Source organism: Nocardia gipuzkoensis (assembly GCF_021183645.1).
Classification (GTDB): Bacteria; Actinomycetota; Actinomycetes; order Mycobacteriales; family Mycobacteriaceae; genus Nocardia; species Nocardia abscessus.
In genome coordinates this window covers 5,339,757-5,361,715 of record NZ_CP089225.1, presented here as the reverse complement: position 1 = coordinate 5,361,715, position 21,959 = coordinate 5,339,757, and the positions used below count along the sequence as shown (strand labels likewise).

The following is a 21,959-nucleotide window of genomic DNA, read 5'->3' as shown; positions in this document are numbered from 1 at the left end:
CGGACTCACTCGGGTGTGAGCGTCTGCGTCGGTGAGTGCAGTTTCTCCAGCGTCTTTCCCTTGCCGAGGTACATGTGCACGCCACAGGGCAGGCACGGATCGAAACTGCGCACGGTGCGCATGATGTCGATGCCCTTGAAGTGCTCGCGGTCGTTCTCCTCGAAGATCGGCTGGCCCTGCACCGCGTCCTCGTAGGGTCCCGGCGTGCCGAAGCTGTCGCGCGGGCTGGCGTTCCACGGCGTCGGCGGATACGGGTGGTAGTTCGCGATCTTGCCGTCCCGGATCACCATGTGATGCGACAGCACGCCGCGCACCGCCTCGGTGAAGCCGCAGCCGATGCCTTCTTCGGGGACCTCGAATTTCTCCCAGGTCTTGGTGTGGCCGGCCCGGATCTCCGCCATCGCCTTCTCCGCGAAGTGCAGCGCGCACGCCGCCGCGTACGCCTGAAAATAGGTGCGCGCGCGGTTGCGCTCTAGGGTGTTGCTGCCGTGCGCCGGGATCTTCCACTCCAGCGTGACCGGGCCTTTGAGGGCGGTCTTGGGCAGGTTGATCTGCACGCTGTTCCCGGTGGCCTTCACGTACCCGATGTCGATCAGGTTGGCCAGTGCCGTGGTCCACAGCCGGGCCAGCGGGCCGCCGCCGGTGTCCAGGGCGAGGTGGTCGGTGCCGTCGAACCAGCGCGGCGACATCACCCAGCTGTACTTCTCGTCCAGGTCGCGCTTCTGCGGCCGCGGGTTGGTGTGCTGGTTCCAGGGGTGGCGCCGGTCCACCGGGTTGCCCAGCGGATCGGTCTGGACGAACATCTCCTGATCGGTCCAGTCCTCGTAGTACGAGCTGCCCAGCAGGATGCGCAGGCCCAGGTTGATGTCGACCAGGGAGGTGGTCAGCAGCTTGCCGTCGACCACGACACCCGGGGTGACGAACATCTTGCGACCCCAGTCCTCCATGTCCTTGTACTCGAAGTTGCAGACTTCGGGGTCCTGGAAGGAGCCCCAGCAGCCGAGCAGCGTGCGCCGCAGGCCGACTTTCTCGTAGCCCGGCAACGCCTCGTAGAAGAAGTCGAACAGGTCGTCGTGCATCGGCACGACCTTCTTCATGAACTCCACGTAGCGCATCAGCCGGGACATGTAGTCGGTCATCAACTGGATCGTCGCGACCGTGCCGGGGCCGCCGGGATACAGCGTGGACGGGTGGACGTGCCTGCCTTCCATCAGGCAGAACATCTCCCGGGTGACCCGGCTGACCTGCAGCGCCTCCCGGTAGAACTCACCGGTGAACGGGTTGAGCGCCCGCATGATGTCGGCCACGGTGCGATACCCGTGCTCGCCGGCGTGCGGCGCCTCGGTGTTCTCCGCCCTGGACAGCACGCCAGGGTTGGTCTCGGCGACCATCTTCTCGCAGTAGTCCACGCCGACCAGGTTCTCCTGGAAGATGTTGTGGTCGAACATGTACTCCGCGGCCTCGCCAAGGTTGACCACCCACTCGCCCAGGTGCGGCGGCCGCACGCCGTAGGCCATGTTCTGGCAGTAGCAGGAACAGGTGGCGTGGTTGTCGCCGCAGATGCCGCAGATGCGGCTGGTGATGAAGTGCGCGTCGCGCGGATCCTTGCCCTTCATGAAGATCGAGTAGCCGCGGAAGATGGACGAGGTGCTGTGGCACTCGACCACTTCGCGATTCTCGAAGTCGATCTTGGTGTAGATGCCGAGGCTGCCGACGATGCGAGTGATCGGGTCCCACGCCATCTCGACGAGACGGTCGGGCTCGATCGTTCGGTGCGACGGCTCCGGGATGATCTGTGTCATCAGAGATCCTCCTACCAGGTGCGGGTCGCGCCGGTCTCCAGCTTCTGGCCCCGGTGCCGCCAGTGCGGCTCCTTGTCGACCGTGCGTCCGGTGATGTGACGGAGACTGCGGATCACCGATCCGTAGAGCCCCGATGCGGTGGACGAGAACTTCCCGCCGGGCGGTTCGTCCATGAACGGCATGAACTTGTCCGGGAATCCCGGCATGGTGCAGCCGATGCAGATGCCGCCGACGTTCGGGCAGCCGCCCAAGCCGTTGATCCAGCCACGCTTGGGCACGTTGCATTTGACGACCGGACCCCAGCAGCCGAGTTTGACAATGCACTTCGGCGAGCCGTACTCGGTGGCGAACTCACCCTGCTCGTAGTAGCCCGCACGGTCGCAACCCTCGTGCACGGTCGCGCCGAACAGCCACTTGGGCCGCAACGCTTCGTCGAGCGGGATCATCGGCGCCTGCCCGGTGGCCATGTAGAGCAGATAGGTCAGCGTCTCCGACAGGTTGTCGGGCTGGATCGGGCAGCCGGGCACGCAGACGATCGGGATGCCCGCTTTGCTCTTCCAAGTCCAACCGAGATAGTCCGGTACGCCCATCGCACCGGTCGGGTTGCCCGCCATGGCATGGATGCCGCCGTAGGTCGCGCAGGTGCCCGCCGCCACGATGGCGGTGGCCTTGGGCGCGAGCCGGTCCAGCCATTCGCTGGTCGTCATGGGCTGACCGGTGGCGGGGTTGTTGCCGAAACCGCACCAGTAGCCCTCTTCCTTGAGTTGTTCGTTCGGGATCGAGCCCTCGACCACGAGCACGAACGGTTCGAGCTCCCCGCGGTCGGCCTTGAAGAACCACTCCAGGAAATCGTCGGCGCCGCCGTTCGGGCCGCACTCGAAGTCGATGAGCGGCCAGTGCACGGCGATCTTCGGCAGACCAGGGAGGGAACCGAGGGCGATTTCTTCGATGCTCGGCTGAGTGGCCGCCGTCAAGGCGACCGAGTCACCGTCACAACTGAGTCCCGCGTTGATCCAGAGAACGTGGATCAGCGTCTCTTCGGCTCGTACTGCTTCCTGAGTGGGCATATGTCGCCACCTTCCGCAGCGGACCACCGGGGGCCGGATCTCACCTTTCTCGAAGAAGGGGTCACCCCGTGAATGTGATCCTGATCACTTCACTTTAAGCGCGCCCGGCAGCATCCTCAAGAGCCGCCGGACCGGCCGCGCGACGCTGCTCGGCCAGCCAGTCGTACCAGGTAGACAGGCCTGCACCGCTGCTGACGGACAGCGGTAGGACCTCGACGCCGGGATGTATCGAATGGATGTATTCCCGGCATCGGTCCATGTCGAAATCGACATAGGGCAGCAGATCGATCTTGTTCACCAGCACCAGTCCCGCCGCCTGGAACATGTGCGGATACTTCAGCGGTTTGTCGGTTCCCTCGGTCACCGAGACGACCACCACCTTCTGCCGCTCCCCCAGGTCGAACAGGGCCGGGCAGACCAGGTTTCCGACGTTCTCGACGAACAGCAGGGTGCCCGGCGCTGGATCGAGCGCCTCCAGCGCGCGGTAGGTCATCTCGGCGTCCAGATGACATCCCGCGCCGGTGTTGACCTGCACGACGCGGCACCCGGTGGCCTTGATCCGCTCGGCGTCCAGCAAGGTGGCCTGGTCACCCTCGATCACCGCGATCGGGGTGCGGCCGGATTCGCGGATGGTGCGTTCCAGCAGCGTGGTCTTGCCCGCCCCCGGCGAGCTGGTCATGTTCAGCGCGAGGATGTCGCGCTCGGCCAGCCAGGCTCGGTTGCGCTGCGCCAGATCGTCGTTCTTGGCCAGGACCTTCAGTTCCAGACTGACCGTCTCGGTGGCGGGCGGGTGGACGTGGTCGGCATCCGGGCCGTGCGCGTGCTCGTGCGGGTGGTGGTGCTCGTGCTGATGCTCGGCCGGATGGGCGTGGTCGTGCCCGTCGGCGTGCTGGTGGTCGTGCGGGATGCGAATCAGCGCGGCGGCGTCGTCGCCGCAGCCGCAGGTTGCGCACATGCCTCACTCACCTCCATGGATCGGATACGCAGCTCGCGCCCGGAGCGGATCTCGACGTCGGCGCTGCCGCAGGGACACAGCAGGATCGGGTCCGGCAGCCGGAATTCGGCGCCGCAGGTCCGGCACGCCGCGACGCCCGGAATCTCCACCAGGATCAGTTCCGCGCCTTCGGCGACGGTGGTCTCGGTCGCGACTTCGAAACAGAATCGCATGGCGTCGGGCACGACCGCGCACAGCGCGCCGACCTCGACGGTGACCGCGTGCACCCGCCGGCCCTCCGCGTGCTCGCAGACCGCGTCGACGACACTCTGCGTGATGGCCATCTCGTGCATCGCGACCTCGATTCCGTCGAGCGGACAACTTTGAGGCTACTCCCGGGCAAACCAGCCGCGGGGGAAATCTCCGGTGCTCCGTGAACACGACAGCGGGCCGTTACTCCCAGGGGACTGGCGGAGCCTCGGTGCGGGCGAACCCGCGACCGAGATCTCCCTCCGGATCCCGGCCCGGCCGACAGCAAACATCTCGTGGCTTACCCGCTCGCCCACTTGTCACACGTGCGTGGCCGCGGCTGCGCGCACCGCTCAGTCGTGGTCGGCGACGGTGCGTACCTCGCCGCTGTTCGCGTCGATCGTCACGTCGTACTCGGCCCCCTCTGGCGTGCCCAGCTCGACCTCCCACACCGGGGTGCCATGATCGATATCGAACTCGGTGGACAAGACCCGCCCGCCGGGCACGGACGCCACCGCCTTGTCGATGGCCTGCTGCCTGCTGATCCCGGTGTCGGCCACCAGCGACCAGTCCCCGGCGAGCGAGCGGAAGGCGACGGTGTGATCCTCCGGGCCTCCGGTGGCCACGGCAGCCAGGACAACACTCGAACCGACGACCGCGGCCGCGACGGCCGTGCCGACGAGGAGCCAGCGGAGACCGGCGTAGGCGCGGCGGAAGACGGTGTTCATGGGGAAACCTCCTGCGGGAGTGCTGATCTCGAATGCGTCCACTGTGGCGGACACCGGCTGAAGGCGAGCTGAAGCCACCTGAAGACGGTTTCAGGATCCTTCTGCCACTCTTGGTGGATGCGTCTGCTGATCGTGGAGGACGAGAAACGTCTGGCTCTCACGCTGGCAAAAGGGTTGTCCGCCGAGGGATTTGCCGTGGATGTGGTGCACGACGGCGCCGAGGGCCTGCATCTGGCGACCACCACCGACTACGACTTGATCATCCTCGACATCATGCTGCCCGGGATGAACGGCTACCGGGTCTGCGCCGCGCTGCGCGCCGCGGGCCACGAAACGCCCGTGCTCATGCTGACCGCGAAAGACGGCGAATACGACGAGGCCGAGGGCCTGGACACCGGAGCCGACGACTACCTCAGCAAGCCGTTCTCCTACTTGGTGCTGCTGGCCCGCATTCGCGCCCTGCTACGCCGCAGAACCCGCGGCGGCGCACGGGTTCTGCGCGTCGGCGACCTGGTCGTGGACCCGGGCACCCGCACCTGCCGCCGCGGCGCGCAGGAGGTCACGTTGACCGCCAAGGAGTTCGCCGTCCTCGAGCACCTGGCCGTCCGTGCCGGTGAAGTGGTGTCCAAAGCCGATATCCTGCACCATGTCTGGGACTTCGCCTACGACGGTGATCCGAACATCGTCGAGGTCTACATCAGCACGTTGCGGCGCAAGATCGACGCGCCGTTCGGGCGTCGATCGATCACCACCGTCCGCGGCGCGGGCTACCGGCTGGCAGCCGACCGTGGCTGAGCGCGAGCGGAAGGCCTGGTGGCGTTCGGTACGCGCGCGCACCACGGTGGCGGCGACCGTGGTGGTCGCGGTGGCGCTCACGGCCGCCGGGCTGGCGGTGCTGGCGGTGCTGCGCCACAACCTGGTGGAGAGCGCCGAACTACAGGCGGAGACCACAGCGCGCGACGTGGCGACCCAACTCGCGGCAGGCGCCGAACTCGGGCGTTTGACGTTTCCCGATGCCGAAAGCCAACCGGTGCAGATCGTTTCGGCCGACCGCCGGGTCCTGGCAGCCGCCGACGACCTCGCGGGGAAACCACCGATGGCCGACTTCGGGCCGCACTCGAAAGCTCGCGATGACGAAGAGGACGAAGACGACGAGGAAGAAGACGACGAAGACGAGGCGGACGACGAGAACTCCCCTTCGTCGGCCGCGACGCCCGCGACGGCCGAAGTCGAATTCCGCGACATACGGCTGACGGTGGAGCAGGAAGACGGACCACACCCTTACCGGGTGGCCGCGCTCGCGGTAACCGTCGCCGGCGGACAGCCCGCCACCGTCTATGCGGGCTCCTCCCTGGAGACCGCCGACAGCGCGGTGGCCGACGCACGGCAGGCGATGCTGATCGGCCTGACGCCGCTGCTCGCCGTGGTGGCCGCGGTGACCTGGCTGGTCACCCGGCGCGCGCTGCGCCCGGTGGAGGCGATCCGCAGGCAGCTCGCCGAGATCATGGACGGCGATCTGTCCCGGCGCGTCCCCGAACCGGGCTCACGCGACGAGATCGCCCGGCTGGCGAGCACCACGAACGCCACGCTCGCCGCGCTGGAGGAATCCGCGGAACGCCAGCGCCGGTTCGTCGCCGACGCCGCACACGAATTGCGCAGCCCCATCGCGAGTCTGCGCACGCAACTCGAAGTCGCCCAGGCGCACCCGAAACTGCTGGAACTGGACGGGCTGATCGTCGACACCATCCGGCTGGAGCATCTCGCGGCCGACCTGTTGCTCCTGGCCCGGCTCGACGCGGGCGAGCAACCGCGGCCGGATCGCGTGGACCTGGCCGCCCTGGTGCACGAGGAACTGGAGCACCGCGTCGGCGACCGGGTCGCCGTGCAGGTCGCGGTTCCGGAGCAGACCGCGGCGGTCACCGGAAGCCGGACCCAACTCGCCCGCGTCCTGGGCAACCTCGTCGACAACGCGCAGCGGCATGCCGCGAGCACCGTGCGCGTCGCCGTGGAGCGCGGCGCCGACGGGCGGGTGGTGCTGTCGGTCGCCGACGACGGCCCGGGGGTGCCGCACACCGATCGCGACCGCATCTTCCAGCGATTCGTCCGACTGGACGACGCGCGCACCCGCGACGAGGGCGGTGCGGGTCTCGGCTTGGCAATCGTCCGTGACGTCGTCGAACGGCACGGGGGCACCATCCGCGTCACCGATGGCGCGCCCGGCGGCGCCTGCTTCGTGGTATCCCTGCCCGTGGCCGGTGCGTGAACCGGAGTCCGGTGACCGTTCCGGCGAAGTCGAGTTCCGAACGGCTGACCGCAGCCGCTATTCACCGGTTTCAGCGCTCGTTCGATCGGCGAGGGCACTGCGCAGCCTGTCGATGACGACCCGGCGCGCGGCCCGCCCTTCGGGAGTGGGCGTGAGTGGATAGACGTGCGGCAGGCCGGCGCCCTCGTGGTAATCGACCGCGACTCCGGCGCCGCGCGCCGCGTCGACCAGCAGGCGGGTATCCGGATGCACGATGTCGTCGGTGCCGCAGAAGATCGTCAGCGGCCCCAGCCCGCGCAGGTCCGCGGTGAGCGGACTGACCCGTGGATCGGCGATCTCGAGGTCTCCTCGCCAGTGCTCGATGAACACCCGGGTCCCGGCCACGCCCAGCCACGGATCGCGTGGCTGCACGACCGCTATCTCGGGATTGCTCAGCGAGAGGTCCAGGGCGGGCGCAATCAGCACGGTACCGGGCAGACGCACGCTATGGTCGTCGCGCAGGACCACCGCGGCCGACAGCGCGATCTGCCCACCCGCCGAATCCCCTGCCAGGCAGATGTTTCCATACGTATCCCGGTCGGCGAGCACCAGGTCCACGAATCCCTGGACCGCCTGCCCGGCCGTCCCGAACGGAACCAGCGGGTATATCGGCACCGTCACGGCCGCACCGGCTTCCGCGGCGATGGCCGCGCACAGTGCCCAGTGCTGCGGCGCGATCTCGTGCACCCAACCGCCGCCGTGGGCGTACACCACGTTTCCCTGGGCTCGGCGCCCGCGCGGAGTGAGGGTATAGACCGGCCAGCCGCCGCGGCGATCCACCGCGATCGCCACATCCGCACGCAGTCGGCGCGGCGGAGCGTAATTCCGGGGCCGAACGCTCACCTCGAGGACGCGTGCACGTGCGGCGTCGGCGTCGACGAACACGCGATTGGCGCGCGTCGCTCTCAGATAACCACGCACGAACTGGTTGGCGAAGCTCGGCACCCCGTCTCCTCTGCTCCGGGCACTCGACGGCCGTCGAGTCCTCCCGCACCTCAGGAGGCGATACTGTCGCAAGTTACCGCAAGTGCTGCCGCATGTCGGCCCTATCCGGCGACCGGCCGCACTGCGCAGTGGTGCCGCTGAGACCGGTCCCGTGGACGTGCTCGCGGCGACTCGGCACCGGGCAGCCGAATCTCCACCGCGGCACTCGGCAACACGCGATGCTCACCACCCAGGCCGACGACGCGGCACGACCGGCTGTCGGCCCGAGCGGAAAGCGCCTGCGGTCAGGAGAGTTTCAGGCTGCGCCCGACGATCTCCTTCATGATCTCCGTGGTGCCGCCGTAGATGGTCTGGATGCGCGCGTCCATGTAGGCCTTGGCGATCGGATACTCCTTCATGTACCCGTATCCGCCGTGCAGCTGCAGGCAGCGGTTGATCAGGTCGAGCTGTTCCTCGGTGCTCCACCACTTGGCCATGGCGGCTTCCTCGGCGCTGAGCTTGCCCTCGTTGAGCAGCTCGATGAACTTGTCCACCATCAGGCGCACCGCGGTGGTCTTGGTGGCCAGTTCGGCGAGCACGAAGCGGGTGTTCTGCAGTGCGCCGATCGGCTTGCCGAACGCCTTGCGATCGCGCACGTACTGGATGGTCATGTCCAAGCAGGACTCCATCGCCGCCGCGGCCATGACCGCGATCGAGAGCCGTTCCTGCGGCAGATTGTGCATGAGATGGATGAAGCCCATCCCCTCCGTGCCGAGCAGGTTCTTGCCGGGCACGCGCACGTCGTTGAAGCTCAGCTCCGCGGTGTCCTGGGCTTTGAGACCGATCTTGTCCAGGTTGCGGCCCCGTTCGAAGCCGGGCATGCCGCGCTCGACCACGAACAGGCTGAAGCCCATAGCGCCCTTCTCCGGGTCGGTCTGCGCCACCACGATCACGATGTCGGAGTTGATGCCGTTGGTGATGAAGGTCTTGGCGCCGTTGAGGATCCAATCGTCCCCGTCGCGCACCGCGCGCGTCTTGATGCCCTGCAGATCCGAACCGGTGCCCGGTTCGGTCATGGCGATCGCGGTGATGATCTCGCCGGAACAGAAGCCGGGCAACCAGCGCTGTTTCTGCTCCTCGTTGGCCAGCTCGAGCAGATAAGGCGCGATCACATCGTTGTGCAGCGTGAAGCCGAGGCCGGAGTACTGGCCGCGCACCGACTCCTCCGAGACGATGGCGTTGTAGCGGAAATCCTGCACCCCGCCGCCGCCGTACTGCTCCGGCATGGCCATGCCGAGGAAGCCCTGCTTGCCCGCCTCCAGCCAGACCTCACGGTCGACGATGCCCTGGTCCTCCCACTTCGCGTGGTTCGGCGCGACGTGCTGATCGAGAAACTTGCGGAACGACTCCCGGAACAGTTCGTGTTCGGGTTCGAACAGTGTGCGTTCCACGCCAACCTCCTAGTGACCACACCGGCCGATCCACACCGACCAGTCGTTGCCCATACCGTACCCGGAAGGAGAATCCCTGTTCACTTCTGGGGCCATAATCATGGTCTCACCAGGAGCGGCGTATCGGGTCGAGATCAGCGGGCGAGATTCCCGGCAAACGGGCGAGACTCCCGGCCGGCCAGGGTCGGCACGCGATCACCGAGCCGGGAGCCCGCCGAATCGCGGGCGGGAACCAGGCCGCCCACCGAGCACCGAGCACCGAGCACCGAGCACCGAGCACCGAGCACCGAGCACCGAGCACCGAGCACCGAGCACCGAGCACCGAGGCAGGGTCCATCGATTCGGCGGCGATGGCATCCGGCCGGTAAGCAGGCGACTCGCCCCTCGGCTGATCGACGCCGAGTGCGCCGGCTGCGCCGACCACGCCATCGAGCGCGCGGAACACGGCCTCAGCGACCGGGCTGTCGCTCGGCGCACCGCGCGTCTGCCGCGCCGGATGCGAACCATCGCCGCTTCCACGACGACGGTGATGGCATCACGGTATGCCATTCCCGCACCGCCGACCCGGCTGTCGTCACCGCTGCCGCGAACGTGGTCAGCCGCGGCGGGCCGCATCGGCCCGATCTCTTCCGTCTACGACGCTGGATCGGATCGCTGATCGTCGAAGCCACGAGCGTCGGCCAGGACCCGGCCCTCCCGGCGGCCGGAAAGCGCCGGAACAGTCAGCGCTTCAGCCAGCCGCGCACGCGGCCGACCAAGGTGCGCCCTTCGTCGCGCGCCCGTTCGGCGAAGAGGAAGTTCATTTCCTCTTCGAGCGCCTTGCGCACCACATCGCGGAACTCCGTCGCGGCGGCGTGCATGTCATCGGCATTGCGCCACGGCGCCGGGTCGATGGGCGCGCCCGCGGAGAAATAGAAGCGTTCCGGACGCGGGATGACGGTGGGGCCGACGCCGCGGATGAGCGGCGGGGTGAGGTCGGAGCTGAGCCCGAGCGCTTGCACGGTCCAGCGCAGCGGTCGCAGGATCGGATGGTCGCCGTCCACCACGATGTCGTACGCGTCGTCCACGCCGATCATCGCGACCGGGACGATGGGCGCGCCCGCCTCGATGGCCATGCGCGCGAAGCCGCTGCGGCCTTCCCACTTCAGCAGGTACTTCTCGTTCTTGCGGCGGACCGCCTCCCGGCCGCCGCCGGGGAACACCATCACGGCCTCGCCGCGCCGCAGCAGCGCCAGGCAATTGGACCTGGTCCCGCGCACCGCACCGTAGTGGTGCAGCAGGTGACGCACGCCGGGAACGTTGATGAGCACGTTCTCGGCGAGACCGCGGATCAGGCGGCCACGGCGGCGCAGCACCTCGGGCAGCAGCATCGGCGCGTCGATGCCGCCCAGCAGGTTGTGGTTACCGACCAGCAGCACCGGGCCGTCGGCCGGGATGTTCTCCAAGCCGTAGAAGCGCGGGCTGGTCCACGCGCGCAGCGGCGCGAGCAGGGTGTCGATCAGCCGCAGATCGGTGTCGGTCAGCGAAACCGACAGCGGCGCACCGTCGGTGAGCACCGGATCGGCGCTGTTCGCGGCGCCGGAGCGCCGAGTGCGGGAATCGGAGCGGGCGTCCGACATGAACCCTCCTGGTGTCGATTCGATGACGATAGCGCAACGAAATCGACTGCGTCGCACCGGATGTGCCCGGCACACCGCGACACGCCCGGTCCGGTCGTTCGACCGGATCGCTCGGCGCCTCGGCAAGCCTGCCGCGAACCAGCACGTCACCGCCCTGCTCGGGCAGCGACACCGTCCGTGGCACGCGGATGCGCTGTGAGCACGCCCACACCGCACCGGGTAGCGACGCGCCCCGCCAGCCCGATTCGCGCTGCCTCTTCAAGGGGCCTTGCCGCCGTTCTCGTCCTGTAGGACGGCGAGCACACATGCCCGGGGCCGTAGGTCGCGCCCGGCTGTTCAGGCGGGGACCGGCTCCAGGTCGGCGTCACCGAAGGGTGGATAGCTCTTCCTGCCCGTTCGCTCGGCTGCCTCGATGTAGTCGGCGAGAGCGTCCCGGGATCGGGCGAGCCTGTCCATCTGCTCGTCCAGGCGCCGCAGCCGCGACCGCATCGCGGCCAGCAACTCGGGACACCCGAGCAGCTCCGGGGCCTCCCCGACCGCGCAGGGCAGCAGGTACGCGATGTCCTCCGAGGAGAGACCGGCACCGAGCAGGTGCCGGATCTGCTGCACCCGCAGCACCGCCCCCTCGTCGTACTCGCGGTAACCGTTCGCGCCGCGGTCGGCCTCCAGCAATCCTTGGGCTTCGTAGTAGCGCAACTGATGGGCATTGACGCCCGTCCGACGACCCAGTTCCCCGATCCGCATCGAAACCTCGCTTGACCTTCACACCGGTATCAACGTTGACGATGTTGCCATGAACGACAGAACCACTACCTCCGTGACAGTCATCGGACTCGGACTGATGGGCCGGGCACTGGCCGGCGCGTTTCTCCGAGCCGGGCATCCCACCACCGTGTGGAACCGTACGACCGCCAAGGCCGATCAGTTGGTGGCCGAGGGCGCGCGGCTGGCGCCGGCGGTCGGCGAAGCACTCGAAGCAGGAACCCTGACGATCATCTGCGTCACCGACTACCAGGCCATGCACGAGCTGCTCGGCGCGAGCGACATCGACCTGGGCGGCAAGACGTTGATCAACCTGACCTCGGGCCACTCGGCCCAGGCGCGGGAAGCCGCCCGCTGGGCCGGGCAGCGCGGCGCCCGTTACCTGGACGGTGCCATCATGGCCGTCCCGCCCGCGATCGGGACCGCCGAGGCGGTGATCCTGCACAGCGGGCCGCGGGCGGACTTCGAGGCGCACAAGCCGACCCTCGACGCCCTGGGCACCGTCACCTATCTGGGTTCCGACCATGGCCTGGCGTCCCTGTACGACGTGGCCGGCCTCACCATGATGTGGAGCGTCCTGAACGCCTGGCTTCAAGGCACTGCCCTGCTCAGGACGGCCGGTGTCGACGCAGCGACGTACGCGCCGTTCGCCCGGCAGATGGCCGCCGGTGTGGCCGAATGGCTGCCCGGGTACGCCGAGCAGATCGACCGCGGCTCCTTCCCGGCCGAGGTGTCGGCCCTGGAGACCGACGCACGGGCGATGACGCATCTGATCGAGGAGAGCGAGGCGGTGGGGGTCAACGCCGAACTGCCGAAGCTGTTCAAGGCGATGGCCGATCGCTCGATCGCCGCCGGCCACGGCGGGGAGCAGTACCCCGTGCTGATCGAAGAGTTCGGCAAACCCCGCAACGACTGACGACCGATCCCGGCACCGGCCGAAGCGCCGGCCGACTGCCTTACTCGCCGGTCTCCTCGGCGGACGCCGTGCCCGCGTGCGCGTACTCCGACAGCGCGGCCGCGAGGGCGTGCGGGACGCGGGCGTGGACCCGCGTTCCGCCCTCCTCGTGGTGCGAACTCAGGATGCGTCCGTCCGCGTGGATGCGTGCGAGCAGGTCGCCGCGCGTGTACGGCAGCAGCACGCTGATCTCCACGTCCAAACCGCCGAGCAGTTCGGCGAGCCGCCGGCGCAGTGCTTCGATGCCCTCGCCGTTGTGCGCGGAGACGAACGAGGCGTCCGGCAGCAGCGCGCGCAGGTTGGTCAGCTCCGTCGGGCCCATCGCGTCGGTCTTGTTCACCACCAGCAGTTCGGGCGGGGCCGGCGTGCCGGATTCCTTGATCACGTCGGTGACCACCTCGCGGACGGCCTTGATCTGCTCGACCGGCAGCGCGTCGGAGCCGTCCACCACGTGCAGCAGCAGGTCGGCGCCGGTGACCTCTTCCAAGGTGGAGCGGAACGCCTCGACCAGCTGGGTCGGCAGGTGCCGCACGAAGCCGACGGTGTCGGTGAAGACGACCTCGCGCCCGTCGTCCAGGTCGGCCCGGCGGGTGGTCGGGTCGAGCGTGGCGAACAGCGCGTCCTGCACCAGCAGGCCGGAGCCGGTGAGGGTGTTCATCAGGCTCGACTTGCCCGCGTTGGTGTAGCCGACGATCGCGACCGACGGAATGCCGCTGGAGTTTCGGCGCGCCCGCATGGTGTCGCGCGCGGTCTTCATCTCCCGGATCTCCCGGCGCAGCTTGGCCATGCGCTCGCGGATGCGACGACGATCGGTTTCGATCTTGGTCTCACCGGGACCACGCAGACCCACGCCGCCGTTGCTGCCCGCGCGGCCACCGGCCTGGCGGGACATCGACTCACCCCAGCCACGCAGCCGCGGCAGCATGTATTCCATCTGGGCCAGCGAGACCTGCGCCTTGCCCTCCCGGGACGTGGCGTGCTGGGCGAAGATGTCCAGGATCAGCGCGGTCCGGTCGATCACCTTGACCTTGACCACCTTCTCCAGGGCGGTCAGCTGCGCGGGGGTCAGTTCACCGTCACAGATGACGGTGTCGGCGCCGGTTTCCAGCACCACGGTGCGCAACTCGTCGGCCTTGCCGGAGCCGATGTAGGTGGCCGGATCGGGCCGATCGCGGCGCTGGATCAGCGCCTCCAGCACCTCGGAGCCCGCGGTCTCGGCGAGCGCGGCCAGCTCGGCCATACTCGCCTCGGCCTGCGCGGCGGTCCCCGCGGTCCAGACACCGACCAGCACGACGCGCTCGAGGCGCAGCTGCCGGTACTCGACCTCGGTGATATCGGTGAGCTCGGTGGACAGGCCCGCCACGCGGCGCAGCGAGCTGCGGTCCTCCAACTGCAGCTCACCCACGGTGGGATCGGGCGACCAGCCCGATCGCTTCATCCGGGCGGCATGTTCGGCGACGACGTCGCCGGTCACCTCGTCGCCGGACACGGCGTCATCGACCGGCTCGTCGGCGCGGTCGCCGTCGTCCGCCGGAGTGAATTCATACGTCTTTGCTTTACTCATACATCATCCATGCTGCCACGACATCACCGCAGTAGCACCCGGTTATTCGAGGGCGGTACGGCTCACGGAGCCTCCCACCAGGCTCCTGCGAGGCGGCCGGTGGCCACCAGGACCGACGGACCGCGCAGCCACGCCGAGCCGCGCTCGAGCCCCACGGTCAGTTCGCCACCCGGCACCCGGACCGTCACCCGGCCGGTGTCCTCGGCGATGCGGAAGCCGTCGGCGGCCAGCGCCGCGGCCGCCGCGGCGACGGTTCCCGTTCCGCAAGAACGGGTTTCGCCCACGCCGCGCTCGTAGACGCGCATGTCGACGGTCCCCTCGGCGTCCAGCGCGGTGACGATCTCGACGTTGACCCCGTGCGGGAACAGGTCCGGATCGAAGCCGGGTGGCACGGTCAGGTCGAGCTTGCCGAGCGCGTCCACGGACATCCCGGGATCGACGCAAGCCAGATGCGGATTGCCGACATCGATCCCGATCCCGGACAGCGCCCAGCCCGCGATGGTCGCGGTGGACTCCCCGAGCTCGCGCACCCGGCCCATGCCGACGGTGACGTCCCCGGTGACCGCGTTCCCGGCATGCACCGTGACCGGGCGGGCACCGGCGCGGCTGCCGACGACGAAGCTGTCGCGGGTCTCCAGCCCCGCCGCGTGCAGGTAGTGGGCGAACACGCGGACGCCGTTGCCGCACATCTCCGCGATCGAGCCGTCGGCGTTGCGGTAGTCCATGAACCAGTCCTCGGCGCCGACACCCTCCGGGATCTCCGCGAGCACGCCGGCCGCACGCAGCGCGCCCGCCCGCGCGACCCGCAGCACGCCGTCCGCACCGAGCCCGCGCCTGCGATCACACAGCGCGGAGACCTGCGCCGCGGTCAGCGCCAAGCCGGCCTGCGGATCCGGCAGCACCACGAAATCGTTCTGGGTGCCGTGGCCCTTGGTGAACTCGATGTCCGGCACGTGCGATGTCTCCCTGTCTCGTCGTCACTTGGCAAACGTCCGGCGCTGCCGGGAAATTTCGTAGAGCGCCACCGCGGCCGCCGAGGGCGCGCCCAGCGAGCTGGCCGTGCCGCCCATCGGGATGTGCACCAAGTCGTCGCAGGCCGCCTGCCAGGCGGTGCTCATCCCGCTGGTCTCGTTGCCGACGACGAGGACGGTCGCTTCGGTGAAGTCGTAGTCGTAGGCGGCGTGCCTGCCGTGCTCGTCGGTCCCCACGATGCGGGTCGGAATGCCGCGGCGCACCTGCCGGTTGCGGAACTCCAGCACCTGCGCGGGCCCGGCGGCGCGGATCACCGGCACGGCGAACAGCGAACCGGTCGAGGCGCGCACGGCCTGCGGGTCGTAGTGGTCGGCGCCGTGCCCGGTGACGATGACACCGCTGGCACCGAACGCGTCGGCCGAGCGGATCAGCGTGCCCAGGTTGCCCGGCGAGTTGGGCCGGTCGAACACCACGACCACCGGGGCGTCCTCCCCCGGCTCACCGGGCTCGAAGGTCTCCAGCTCGGCTTGGCGTGACTCCGCGACCGCCACCAATTCCGGTATCCCTGCGGATTTCTCGCCGAGTTCGGCCATCAACTCCGGCACCAGACCGACCTGCGGCACACCGCTGGTGTCCAGCACCTCACGTGCCCAGCTCGACAGTTCCGGGCCGCCGAGGCGGTACAGCAGCGTCTCCAGCGGCCAGTTGTTGGCCACGGCCTGCGTGATCGGACGGACCCCTTGCACCAGGAAACGGCCGTCACGATGGCGCTTGGTGCGATTGTTGAGGTAGGCCTGCCACACCTGGACGGAGGCGTTGCGTGTGCTGACACGTCGGGTCACTGCGTAGTCCGTTCTTTCTCTTTCTCGTCGAGCAGGGCCAGCGCGGTCGCGACCGGATCGGGGGCGGCGCCGTCCACCCACCGCACCCGAGAGTCGCGCCGGAACCAGGAGCGCTGCCTGCGCACGTAGCGCCGGGTGCCGATCACAGTGCGTTCCTGAGCGTGGTTCAGGTCGTATTCGTTGTCCAGATAGGCCAGGACTTGTGCGTACCCGATGGCGCGCCGCGCCGTGACGCCCGCCCGCAGGCCGCGCTCGATCAGGCCCCGCACCTCCTCGACCAGTCCGCCCTCGAACATCGCGGCGGTGCGCCGCTCGATGCGCGCGTCCAGTGCGGCGGTGTCCCGGTCGACGCCGATGATCACTGTGCCCCAGCGCGGCCGCCCGATGGTCGGCGCCGACGCGGCGAACGGCCGTCCGGTCAGTTCCACGACCTCGAGCGCTCGCACCATGCGCCGCCCGTCGGTGGGCAGGATGGTGGCGGCGGCCACCGGGTCGGCCTCGCGCAGTGCCGCGTGCACGGCGGCGACACCGCCCTCGGCGAGCACCGCTTCCCAGCGCGCCCGGACGGCCGGATCGGTGGCCGGGAACTCCCACTCGTCCAGCAGCGCCTGGACGTACATCATCGAGCCGCCCACGATGACCGGTACCCGGCCGCGGCCCATGATCGCGAGGACATCCGCGCTCGCCGCCGCCTGATAGGCGGCCACCGACGCGGTGTCGGTCACCTCGAGCACGTCGAGCTGGTGGTGTGGAATGCCACGGCGCTGGGCGACGGGCAGCTTCGCGGTGCCGATGTCCATGCCGCGGTAGAGCTGCATGGCGTCGATGTTCACGATCTCGCCGCCGAGCCGTTCGGCCAGGTCCAGCGCGAGATCGGATTTGCCGGTGGCGGTGGGACCGACGACCGCGATCGGAGTGATGCCCGAATCCGTCACGGCGCGTCGTCTCCGGTGGGCCGCCAGAGGCTCACGTGGTAGCCGACGCCGAACGGGGCGTCGCAATAGCGCGTGTCCACCAGCGGGTCGGCGCGGAACAGTCCGGCCAGCACCTGATAGGCCGGGCGGCCCGCGACCGCGAGTTCGGCGCACAGCCCCGGGTCCAGGGCACGTAGGGCGGCGCGGTCACCCGTGGTCAGGGCTTGGTCCAGCCGGTCCTGCGCCGGCCGTGCACGTTCGTCGAGGTAGCCGGGCGCCTTGACGGACAGTGTGGCCGCGCCGTCGGCGACGACCAGCACACCGTGCGGCGCGACGTCGCCGTCCAATTCGGCACGCAGTTTCGCCCCGATCTCGAGGCAGTGCTCCGGCGTCGCGTCGGCGGGCACGATGCGCGCCTCGGCAACCGCGTCCGGCGCTACCTGCCCGCGTAGCCAGCCGCCGATCAGCACGGCCAGCGGTAGGTCGGCGTCGGCTCGCTCCGCCGCGGCGACCGCCGCGGCGGACAAACCGACCCGTACGTCCGCCCCGAAGCCCCGGAACGTGCCCACGGTCTGCGGACCCAGCGTGCGGTCGCCGGGACCGACCCCGATCACGGTCCACCGGTCGGTCCCGGCCGCGAAAGCCCGCACGGCCTCGAGCACGGCGGCCCGCAGCACCGCGCGCGGATCGGTTTCCGCTGCTCCCGCCGCATCCGCCACGCCGCCGCACAACTCTGGGATCAGGACGGGCGGCGACGGAACGAGGGCGGCGACGGAGAACACGTCGTAACCGTAGTCGTTGCCGAGACCGCCGGTACCGCCCGGCTTCGAGTGTCTCTGCCGGAAACACCGCCGGGATTGATAGTGTTCGAGGAGCTGCAACCCAGGTCATCAGGGGTTGGAATCCCCGGGATTCCTCCGCGGGAAGGCGTAGATCGATGGTCTCGAGGGCTCGGACCGGGTTGAATGGGATGAGCTAGGGCGTACATAGGCAGCCGTGACGCGCGGCAGGGACGAGGAAACATGACCGACAGCAACGGAACCGCGAAAGCCGGACCCGGCAAGATGCCGCGTTCTTCCGGTGTTCCGAAACCGGGCAGCTCGATTCAACCGCCCAAGCCGCACGCGGTCAAACCCGCGCCGGGCCCGGCCCAGCAGCATCCCCATCCCGTCGTCGTTCCCGCCGTCTCCGATCCGAGCCGCTGGGGCCGGGTCGACGAGGACGGCACCGCGTGGGTGAAGACCGCCGAAGGCGAACGTCAGGTCGGGTCCTGGCAGGCCGGCGACGCCGCCGAGGGCCTGGCCCACTTCGGCCGCCGGTTCGATGACCTGGCCACCGAGGTCGCCCTGCTGGAGGCGCGGTTGGCCGCGGGCGCGGACGCGCGCAAGACCAAAGCCGCCGCCGTCGCGCTCGCCGAGTCGCTGCCGTCCGCCGCCGTCATCGGCGACATCGAGGGCCTGGCCCGACGCCTGCAGGCCATCGCCGAGCACTCCGAAGAGGCGGCAGCGCACGCCAAGGAAGAGAAGGAACGCGCCCGCCACGAGCACACCGAACGCAAAGAGGCGCTCGCCGCGGAGGCGGAGAAGATCGCCGCCGAATCCACCCAGTGGAAGGCCGCGGGTGATCGGTTGCGCGAGATCCTCGACGAGTGGAAGTCCATTCGCGGCGTGGACCGCAAAGTCGATGACGCCCTGTGGAAGCGCTACTCCAAGGCGCGCGAGGCGTTCAACCGCCGCCGCGGCGCGCACTTCGCCGAGCTGGATCGTGAACGCGCCGCCGCGAAGACGCGCAAGGAAGAGCTGTGCGTGCAGGCCGAGGAGCTGTCCGGCTCCACCGAGTGGGTGGCCACCGCGGGCATCTTCCGCGACCTGCTCGCCGAGTGGAAGGCCGCCGGTCGCGCGCCGCGCGAGGCCGACGAGGCGCTGTGGCGGCGCTTCAAGAGCGCGCAGGACGTCTTCTTCGCCGCCCGCAACGCCGCCGTCTCCGAGCGCGACGCCGAGTTCGAGCAGAACGCGGCCGACAAGGAAGAGCTGCTGCGCGCCTACGCCTACATCGATCCGTCCGCCGACCTGGAAGCGGCCCGCAGCGGCCTGCGCGAGCTCCAGGACAAGTGGGACGCCGTCGGCAAGGTGCCACGCGAGCGCATGCAGGAGCTGGAAGGCAAGCTGCGTGCGATCGAGAAGCGCGTCCGCGACGCCGTCGACGCGCAATGGCGGCGCACCGACCCGGAGGCCATGGCACGCGCCGCCCAGTTCCGCGAACGCGTCGCGCAGTTCGAGGAGCAGGCCGCGAAGGCGCAGGCCGCGGGCAACGCCCGCGACGCGGAGAAGGCGCTGGAGCAGGCCAAGCAGTGGCGGGAATGGGCCGAGGCGGCCGAAGGCGCCGTCAGCAACCGCTGAGACCTGCTATTCCGACCGGAGCGACGACCGCGGCCCCTCCCGATCGGGAGGGGCCGCGGTCGTCTCGGAAGATCGGGTCAGGATTCGCCGGTGAGACGACGGCGATCGCGTTCCTCCGCGGCCGCGGCGGCGTTGCGGCGCTGCTCCTCGGCGGCCAGGTGCAGCGCGGTACGGCTCCACACCACGCGGATCCAGTGGAAGGTGAGCACGATGGTCACGATGGCGCCGAGGATCAGGCCGATGCCGGGGCCCGCGCCGATGTAGTTGCCCACCCCGGGAGTCTGGCGGTGCCAGATCGAGAGCACCCCGAACACGCCGGCCACGGCGCTGCCTGCGACGGCGATCCAGGCGAGTACCCAGCGACGGGTCATCAGGGCCAGCGTCGAGAATCCGATGCCGAAGATCACCAGGAACCAGACGAAGACCCGCGAGGGCAGCCCGATGTGCTCCACGCGGGCCACGTCGGTGTTCAGCAGCACGTCGAAGCCGCGCGCCGCGCCCGCGTGCGGCAGCACCAGCGACACCAGCAGCAGGAACACCGCGCCCGCCACGACCATGGCGCGGATGCCGGGATCGATCTCGCCGGCGATTCTGCGCTCGACGGCGTCGAGGTCGTCGCGGAACTGTTCGAAATCGTTGGTGCTCTCGACCGAGCTCACTGAATCCTCGTTTCGTTGGTCTCCGCCGGGGCGCGCGGGCTCGTTCCGCGGGGTCGCCGCGGACGCACCGCGCTCGTCGTCGCCGGACGCGGGGACAGACCCGTCGACGCGGGCCGCGTCGCCGTCGTCGTCCGGTCCGGTGGTCATGCGCCGCAGCCGGTCGAGCAGGCCGCGCCCGCCGGTTCGGGGGCCGGCACGCCGATGCGGGGCAGTCCGAGACCCACGCCGATCGGCGCGGTCTTCGGCGTGACGCCGCGTTCGTGGGCGTCACCGGCGCCGGTACGGCGGTGGGTCTTGATCGTGGCGTCGGCGATCAGGTGGTGCGGCGCCGCACCGGTGATGTCGACGGTGACCAGATCGCCGGGGCGGATCGGCTCGGCCGTGCCGCCCAGGCGGAAGTGCACCAGCCTGCCGTCGCGGGCGCGGCCGCTCATCCGCGCGGTCGCGGCGTTCTTCTTGCCCGCGCCGTCGGCAACCAGCAGCTCCACCTCGGTGCCGACCAGCTCCTGATTGGCGGCCAGGGAGATCTCCTCCTGCAGCGCGATGAGCCGGTCGTAGCGCTCCTGGACGACGGCCTTGGGCAACTGGCCGGGCATGTCGGCGGCGGGCGTACCGGGCCGCTTGGAGTACTGGAAGGTGTAGGCGCTGGTGAAGCGCGCCCGGCGGACCACCTCCAGCGTCTCCTGGAAGTCCTCCTCGGTCTCGCCCGGGAAGCCCACGATGATGTCGGTGGTGATCGCCGCGTGCGGCATCGCCGCACGCACCTTGTCGATGATGCCGAGATAGCGGGCCTGACGATACGAGCGCCGCATCGCCTTGAGCACCCGGTCCGAACCCGACTGCAGCGGCATGTGCAGCTGCGGGCAGATGTTCGGGGTCTCGGCCATGGCCTCGATCACGTCGTCGGTGAACTCCGCCGGATGCGGAGAGGTGAAACGGACCCGCTCCAAGCCGTCGATGTGCCCGCACGCACGCAGTAGCTTGGCGAACGCGCCGCGGTCGCGCGGCTCGCTCGGGTCGGCGAACGACGCGCCGTAGGAGTTCACGTTCTGACCGAGCAGCGTCACTTCGAGCACGCCTTGGTCCACCAGCGCCTGCACCTCGGCGAGCACGTCACCGGGGCGGCGGTCGACCTCCTTGCCGCGCAGGGCGGGCACGATGCAGAAGGTGCAGGTGTTGTTGCAGCCGACCGAGATGGAAACCCAGCCCGCGTACGCCGATTCGCGCTTGGCGGGCAGAGCGGACGGGAACGCCTCCAGCGACTCCAGGATCTCCACCTGGGCTTCCCGGTTGTGCCGCGCCCGCTCCAGCAGCACCGGCAGCGAACCGATGTTGTGTGTGCCGAAGACCACGTCCACCCACGGCGCCTTGCGCACCACGACGTCGCGGTCCTTCTGCGCCAGGCAGCCGCCGACGGCGATCTGCATGCCCGGATGGCCCGCCTTGATCGGCGCCAGGTGACCGAGCGTGCCGTAGAGCTTGTTGTCGGCGTTCTCGCGCACCGCACAGGTGTTGAAGACGACGAGGTCGGCCGTCGCGCCCGGCGCGGCCTTCACGTAGCCCGCGTCCTCCAGCAAGCCCGACAAGCGTTCGGAATCGTGCACGTTCATCTGGCAACCGAAGGTGCGGACCTCGTAACTGCGTGCTGTGCCCTCGGCGGGCGCGGGAGCCAACACTGCCTGTCCGATCGAATCCACCCATCCAGGGTACGGGGCGGCCTCCGGCGGCTTTCGCGGGCATCGGCGCAGGCTCCGGGCGGTCTCACGGCCGACGCGGAGGGACCGCGAGGTTACGCGCACATGTCGAATCGGCGCGG

At 69.4% G+C, this 21,959-nt stretch carries 20 protein-coding genes; 4 read left to right on the top strand and 16 right to left on the bottom strand.

Translation table 11 applies throughout. From position 1 onward, the window contains the following. Positions 1–5: 5 nt before the first annotated feature. The 5 genes from LTT66_RS24370 to LTT66_RS24350 form a co-directional block, all read right to left on the bottom strand. Positions 6–1,802, bottom strand: coding sequence for a nickel-dependent hydrogenase large subunit (locus LTT66_RS24370; protein ID WP_233060805.1), 1,797 nt, complete (start codon positions 1,800–1,802; stop codon positions 6–8). 11 nt (positions 1,803–1,813) lie between these two features. Next, positions 1,814–2,869 carry an NADH-quinone oxidoreductase subunit B family protein gene (locus LTT66_RS24365; protein ID WP_195064403.1) on the bottom strand — a complete coding sequence of 352 codons (1,056 nt, stop codon included), beginning with the start codon at positions 2,867–2,869 and terminating at the stop codon, positions 1,814–1,816. A gap of 94 nt (positions 2,870–2,963) precedes the next feature. Beyond that, complete coding sequence (gene hypB / locus LTT66_RS24360; protein ID WP_233060804.1) at positions 2,964–3,824, bottom strand: hydrogenase nickel incorporation protein HypB; 861 nt, start codon at positions 3,822–3,824, stop codon at positions 2,964–2,966. Next, positions 3,782–4,156 carry a hydrogenase maturation nickel metallochaperone HypA gene (gene hypA, locus LTT66_RS24355; protein ID WP_181720439.1) on the bottom strand — a complete coding sequence of 125 codons (375 nt, stop codon included), beginning with the start codon at positions 4,154–4,156 and terminating at the stop codon, positions 3,782–3,784. Before hypA ends, hypB begins: the two co-directional genes overlap by 43 nt. Positions 4,157–4,405: 249 nt before the next feature. After that, entirely contained in the window at positions 4,406–4,780 is a 375-nt protein-coding gene (locus LTT66_RS24350; protein ID WP_233060803.1) for a PepSY domain-containing protein, read from the bottom strand. 117 nt (positions 4,781–4,897) lie between these two features. On the opposite strand from LTT66_RS24350, the gene LTT66_RS24345 reads away from it, so the two are divergent. Together LTT66_RS24345 and LTT66_RS24340 are read left to right on the top strand one after the other, a co-directional pair. Next, positions 4,898–5,575 carry a response regulator gene (locus LTT66_RS24345; RefSeq protein ID WP_233060802.1) on the top strand — a complete coding sequence of 226 codons (678 nt, stop codon included), beginning with the start codon at positions 4,898–4,900 and terminating at the stop codon, positions 5,573–5,575. Then, positions 5,568–7,043 (top strand): sensor histidine kinase, encoded by a 1,476-nt coding sequence (locus tag LTT66_RS24340; protein WP_233060801.1) that lies wholly within the window; start codon positions 5,568–5,570, stop codon positions 7,041–7,043. Before LTT66_RS24345 ends, LTT66_RS24340 begins: the two co-directional genes overlap by 8 nt. A 57-nt stretch (positions 7,044–7,100) precedes the next feature. Here the strand turns inward: LTT66_RS24340 and LTT66_RS24335 are convergent, their stop codons facing one another. From LTT66_RS24335 to LTT66_RS24320, 4 genes are all read right to left on the bottom strand, one after another. Beyond that, on the bottom strand, positions 7,101–8,027 hold the full coding sequence (locus LTT66_RS24335) for an alpha/beta hydrolase fold domain-containing protein (protein WP_233060800.1): 927 nt from the start codon (positions 8,025–8,027) through the stop codon (positions 7,101–7,103). A 284-nt stretch (positions 8,028–8,311) separates the two neighbouring features. Then, positions 8,312–9,457 (bottom strand): acyl-CoA dehydrogenase family protein, encoded by a 1,146-nt coding sequence (locus LTT66_RS24330; protein ID WP_233060799.1) that lies wholly within the window; start codon positions 9,455–9,457, stop codon positions 8,312–8,314. 722 nt (positions 9,458–10,179) lie between these two features. Continuing rightward, entirely contained in the window at positions 10,180–11,076 is an 897-nt protein-coding gene (locus LTT66_RS24325) for a lysophospholipid acyltransferase family protein (protein ID WP_233060798.1), read from the bottom strand. Positions 11,077–11,412: 336 nt separating this feature from the next. After that, complete coding sequence (locus tag LTT66_RS24320; RefSeq protein ID WP_181720446.1) at positions 11,413–11,820, bottom strand: MerR family transcriptional regulator; 408 nt, start codon at positions 11,818–11,820, stop codon at positions 11,413–11,415. Between the two features lie 49 nt (positions 11,821–11,869). Here LTT66_RS24320 and LTT66_RS24315 point away from each other — a divergent pair, with 49 nt between their 5' ends. Beyond that, positions 11,870–12,754: an NAD(P)-dependent oxidoreductase gene (locus tag LTT66_RS24315; protein WP_233060797.1), complete on the top strand. Its 885-nt coding sequence runs from the start codon at positions 11,870–11,872 to the stop codon at positions 12,752–12,754. 40 nt (positions 12,755–12,794) lie between these two features. Here LTT66_RS24315 and hflX read toward each other — a convergent pair whose 3' ends face one another. From hflX to LTT66_RS24290, 5 genes are all read right to left on the bottom strand, one after another. Beyond that, positions 12,795–14,231, bottom strand: a complete 1,437-nt coding sequence (hflX, locus tag LTT66_RS24310) for a GTPase HflX (protein WP_233069381.1) — start codon at positions 14,229–14,231, stop codon at positions 12,795–12,797. A gap of 188 nt (positions 14,232–14,419) precedes the next feature. After that, positions 14,420–15,301, bottom strand: coding sequence for a diaminopimelate epimerase (dapF, locus tag LTT66_RS24305; RefSeq protein WP_195032827.1), 882 nt, complete (start codon positions 15,299–15,301; stop codon positions 14,420–14,422). Positions 15,302–15,334: 33 nt separating this feature from the next. Continuing rightward, complete coding sequence (locus LTT66_RS24300) at positions 15,335–16,171, bottom strand: TrmH family RNA methyltransferase (RefSeq protein WP_181720448.1); 837 nt, start codon at positions 16,169–16,171, stop codon at positions 15,335–15,337. After that, complete coding sequence (gene miaA / locus LTT66_RS24295; protein ID WP_233060796.1) at positions 16,168–17,106, bottom strand: tRNA (adenosine(37)-N6)-dimethylallyltransferase MiaA; 939 nt, start codon at positions 17,104–17,106, stop codon at positions 16,168–16,170. Before miaA ends, LTT66_RS24300 begins: the two co-directional genes overlap by 4 nt. Then, positions 17,103–17,867: a class III extradiol ring-cleavage dioxygenase family protein gene (locus LTT66_RS24290; RefSeq protein WP_233060795.1), complete on the bottom strand. Its 765-nt coding sequence runs from the start codon at positions 17,865–17,867 to the stop codon at positions 17,103–17,105. Before LTT66_RS24290 ends, miaA begins: the two co-directional genes overlap by 4 nt. Positions 17,868–18,107: 240 nt before the next feature. On the opposite strand from LTT66_RS24290, the gene LTT66_RS24285 reads away from it, so the two are divergent. Beyond that, positions 18,108–19,484, top strand: a complete 1,377-nt coding sequence (locus LTT66_RS24285; protein WP_233060794.1) for a DUF349 domain-containing protein — start codon at positions 18,108–18,110, stop codon at positions 19,482–19,484. 77 nt (positions 19,485–19,561) lie between these two features. On the opposite strand, the gene LTT66_RS24280 is transcribed toward LTT66_RS24285, so the two are convergent. Together LTT66_RS24280 and miaB are read right to left on the bottom strand one after the other, a co-directional pair. Beyond that, entirely contained in the window at positions 19,562–20,290 is a 729-nt protein-coding gene (locus tag LTT66_RS24280) for an Rv2732c family membrane protein (RefSeq protein WP_332909637.1), read from the bottom strand. Then, positions 20,287–21,753 (bottom strand): tRNA (N6-isopentenyl adenosine(37)-C2)-methylthiotransferase MiaB, encoded by a 1,467-nt coding sequence (gene miaB, locus LTT66_RS24275; RefSeq protein WP_233069379.1) that lies wholly within the window; start codon positions 21,751–21,753, stop codon positions 20,287–20,289. The genes LTT66_RS24280 and miaB overlap by 4 nt, the downstream gene beginning before the upstream one ends. Positions 21,754–21,959 lie beyond the last annotated feature (206 nt).

Bases quoted from the DNA above. Each gene is read 5' to 3' on its own strand.
- LTT66_RS24370 (WP_233060805.1), bottom strand. From the start codon at position 1,802: ATGACACAGATCATCCCGGAGCCGTCGCACCGAACGATCGAGCCCGAC.
- LTT66_RS24365 (WP_195064403.1), bottom strand. From the start codon at position 2,869: ATGCCCACTCAGGAAGCAGTACGAGCCGAAGAGACGCTGATCCACGTT.
- hypB (WP_233060804.1), bottom strand. From the start codon at position 3,824: ATGTGCGCAACCTGCGGCTGCGGCGACGACGCCGCCGCGCTGATTCGC.
- hypA (WP_181720439.1), bottom strand. From the start codon at position 4,156: ATGCACGAGATGGCCATCACGCAGAGTGTCGTCGACGCGGTCTGCGAG.
- LTT66_RS24350 (WP_233060803.1), bottom strand. From the start codon at position 4,780: ATGAACACCGTCTTCCGCCGCGCCTACGCCGGTCTCCGCTGGCTCCTC.
- LTT66_RS24345 (WP_233060802.1), top strand. From the start codon at position 4,898: ATGCGTCTGCTGATCGTGGAGGACGAGAAACGTCTGGCTCTCACGCTG.
- LTT66_RS24325 (WP_233060798.1), bottom strand. From the start codon at position 11,076: ATGTCGGACGCCCGCTCCGATTCCCGCACTCGGCGCTCCGGCGCCGCG.
- LTT66_RS24320 (WP_181720446.1), bottom strand. From the start codon at position 11,820: ATGCGGATCGGGGAACTGGGTCGTCGGACGGGCGTCAATGCCCATCAG.
- LTT66_RS24315 (WP_233060797.1), top strand. From the start codon at position 11,870: ATGAACGACAGAACCACTACCTCCGTGACAGTCATCGGACTCGGACTG.
- hflX (WP_233069381.1), bottom strand. From the start codon at position 14,231: ATGAAGCGATCGGGCTGGTCGCCCGATCCCACCGTGGGTGAGCTGCAG.
- LTT66_RS24285 (WP_233060794.1), top strand. From the start codon at position 18,108: ATGACCGACAGCAACGGAACCGCGAAAGCCGGACCCGGCAAGATGCCG.
- LTT66_RS24280 (WP_332909637.1), bottom strand. From the start codon at position 20,290: ATGACCACCGGACCGGACGACGACGGCGACGCGGCCCGCGTCGACGGG.
- miaB (WP_233069379.1), bottom strand. From the start codon at position 21,753: ATGAACGTGCACGATTCCGAACGCTTGTCGGGCTTGCTGGAGGACGCG.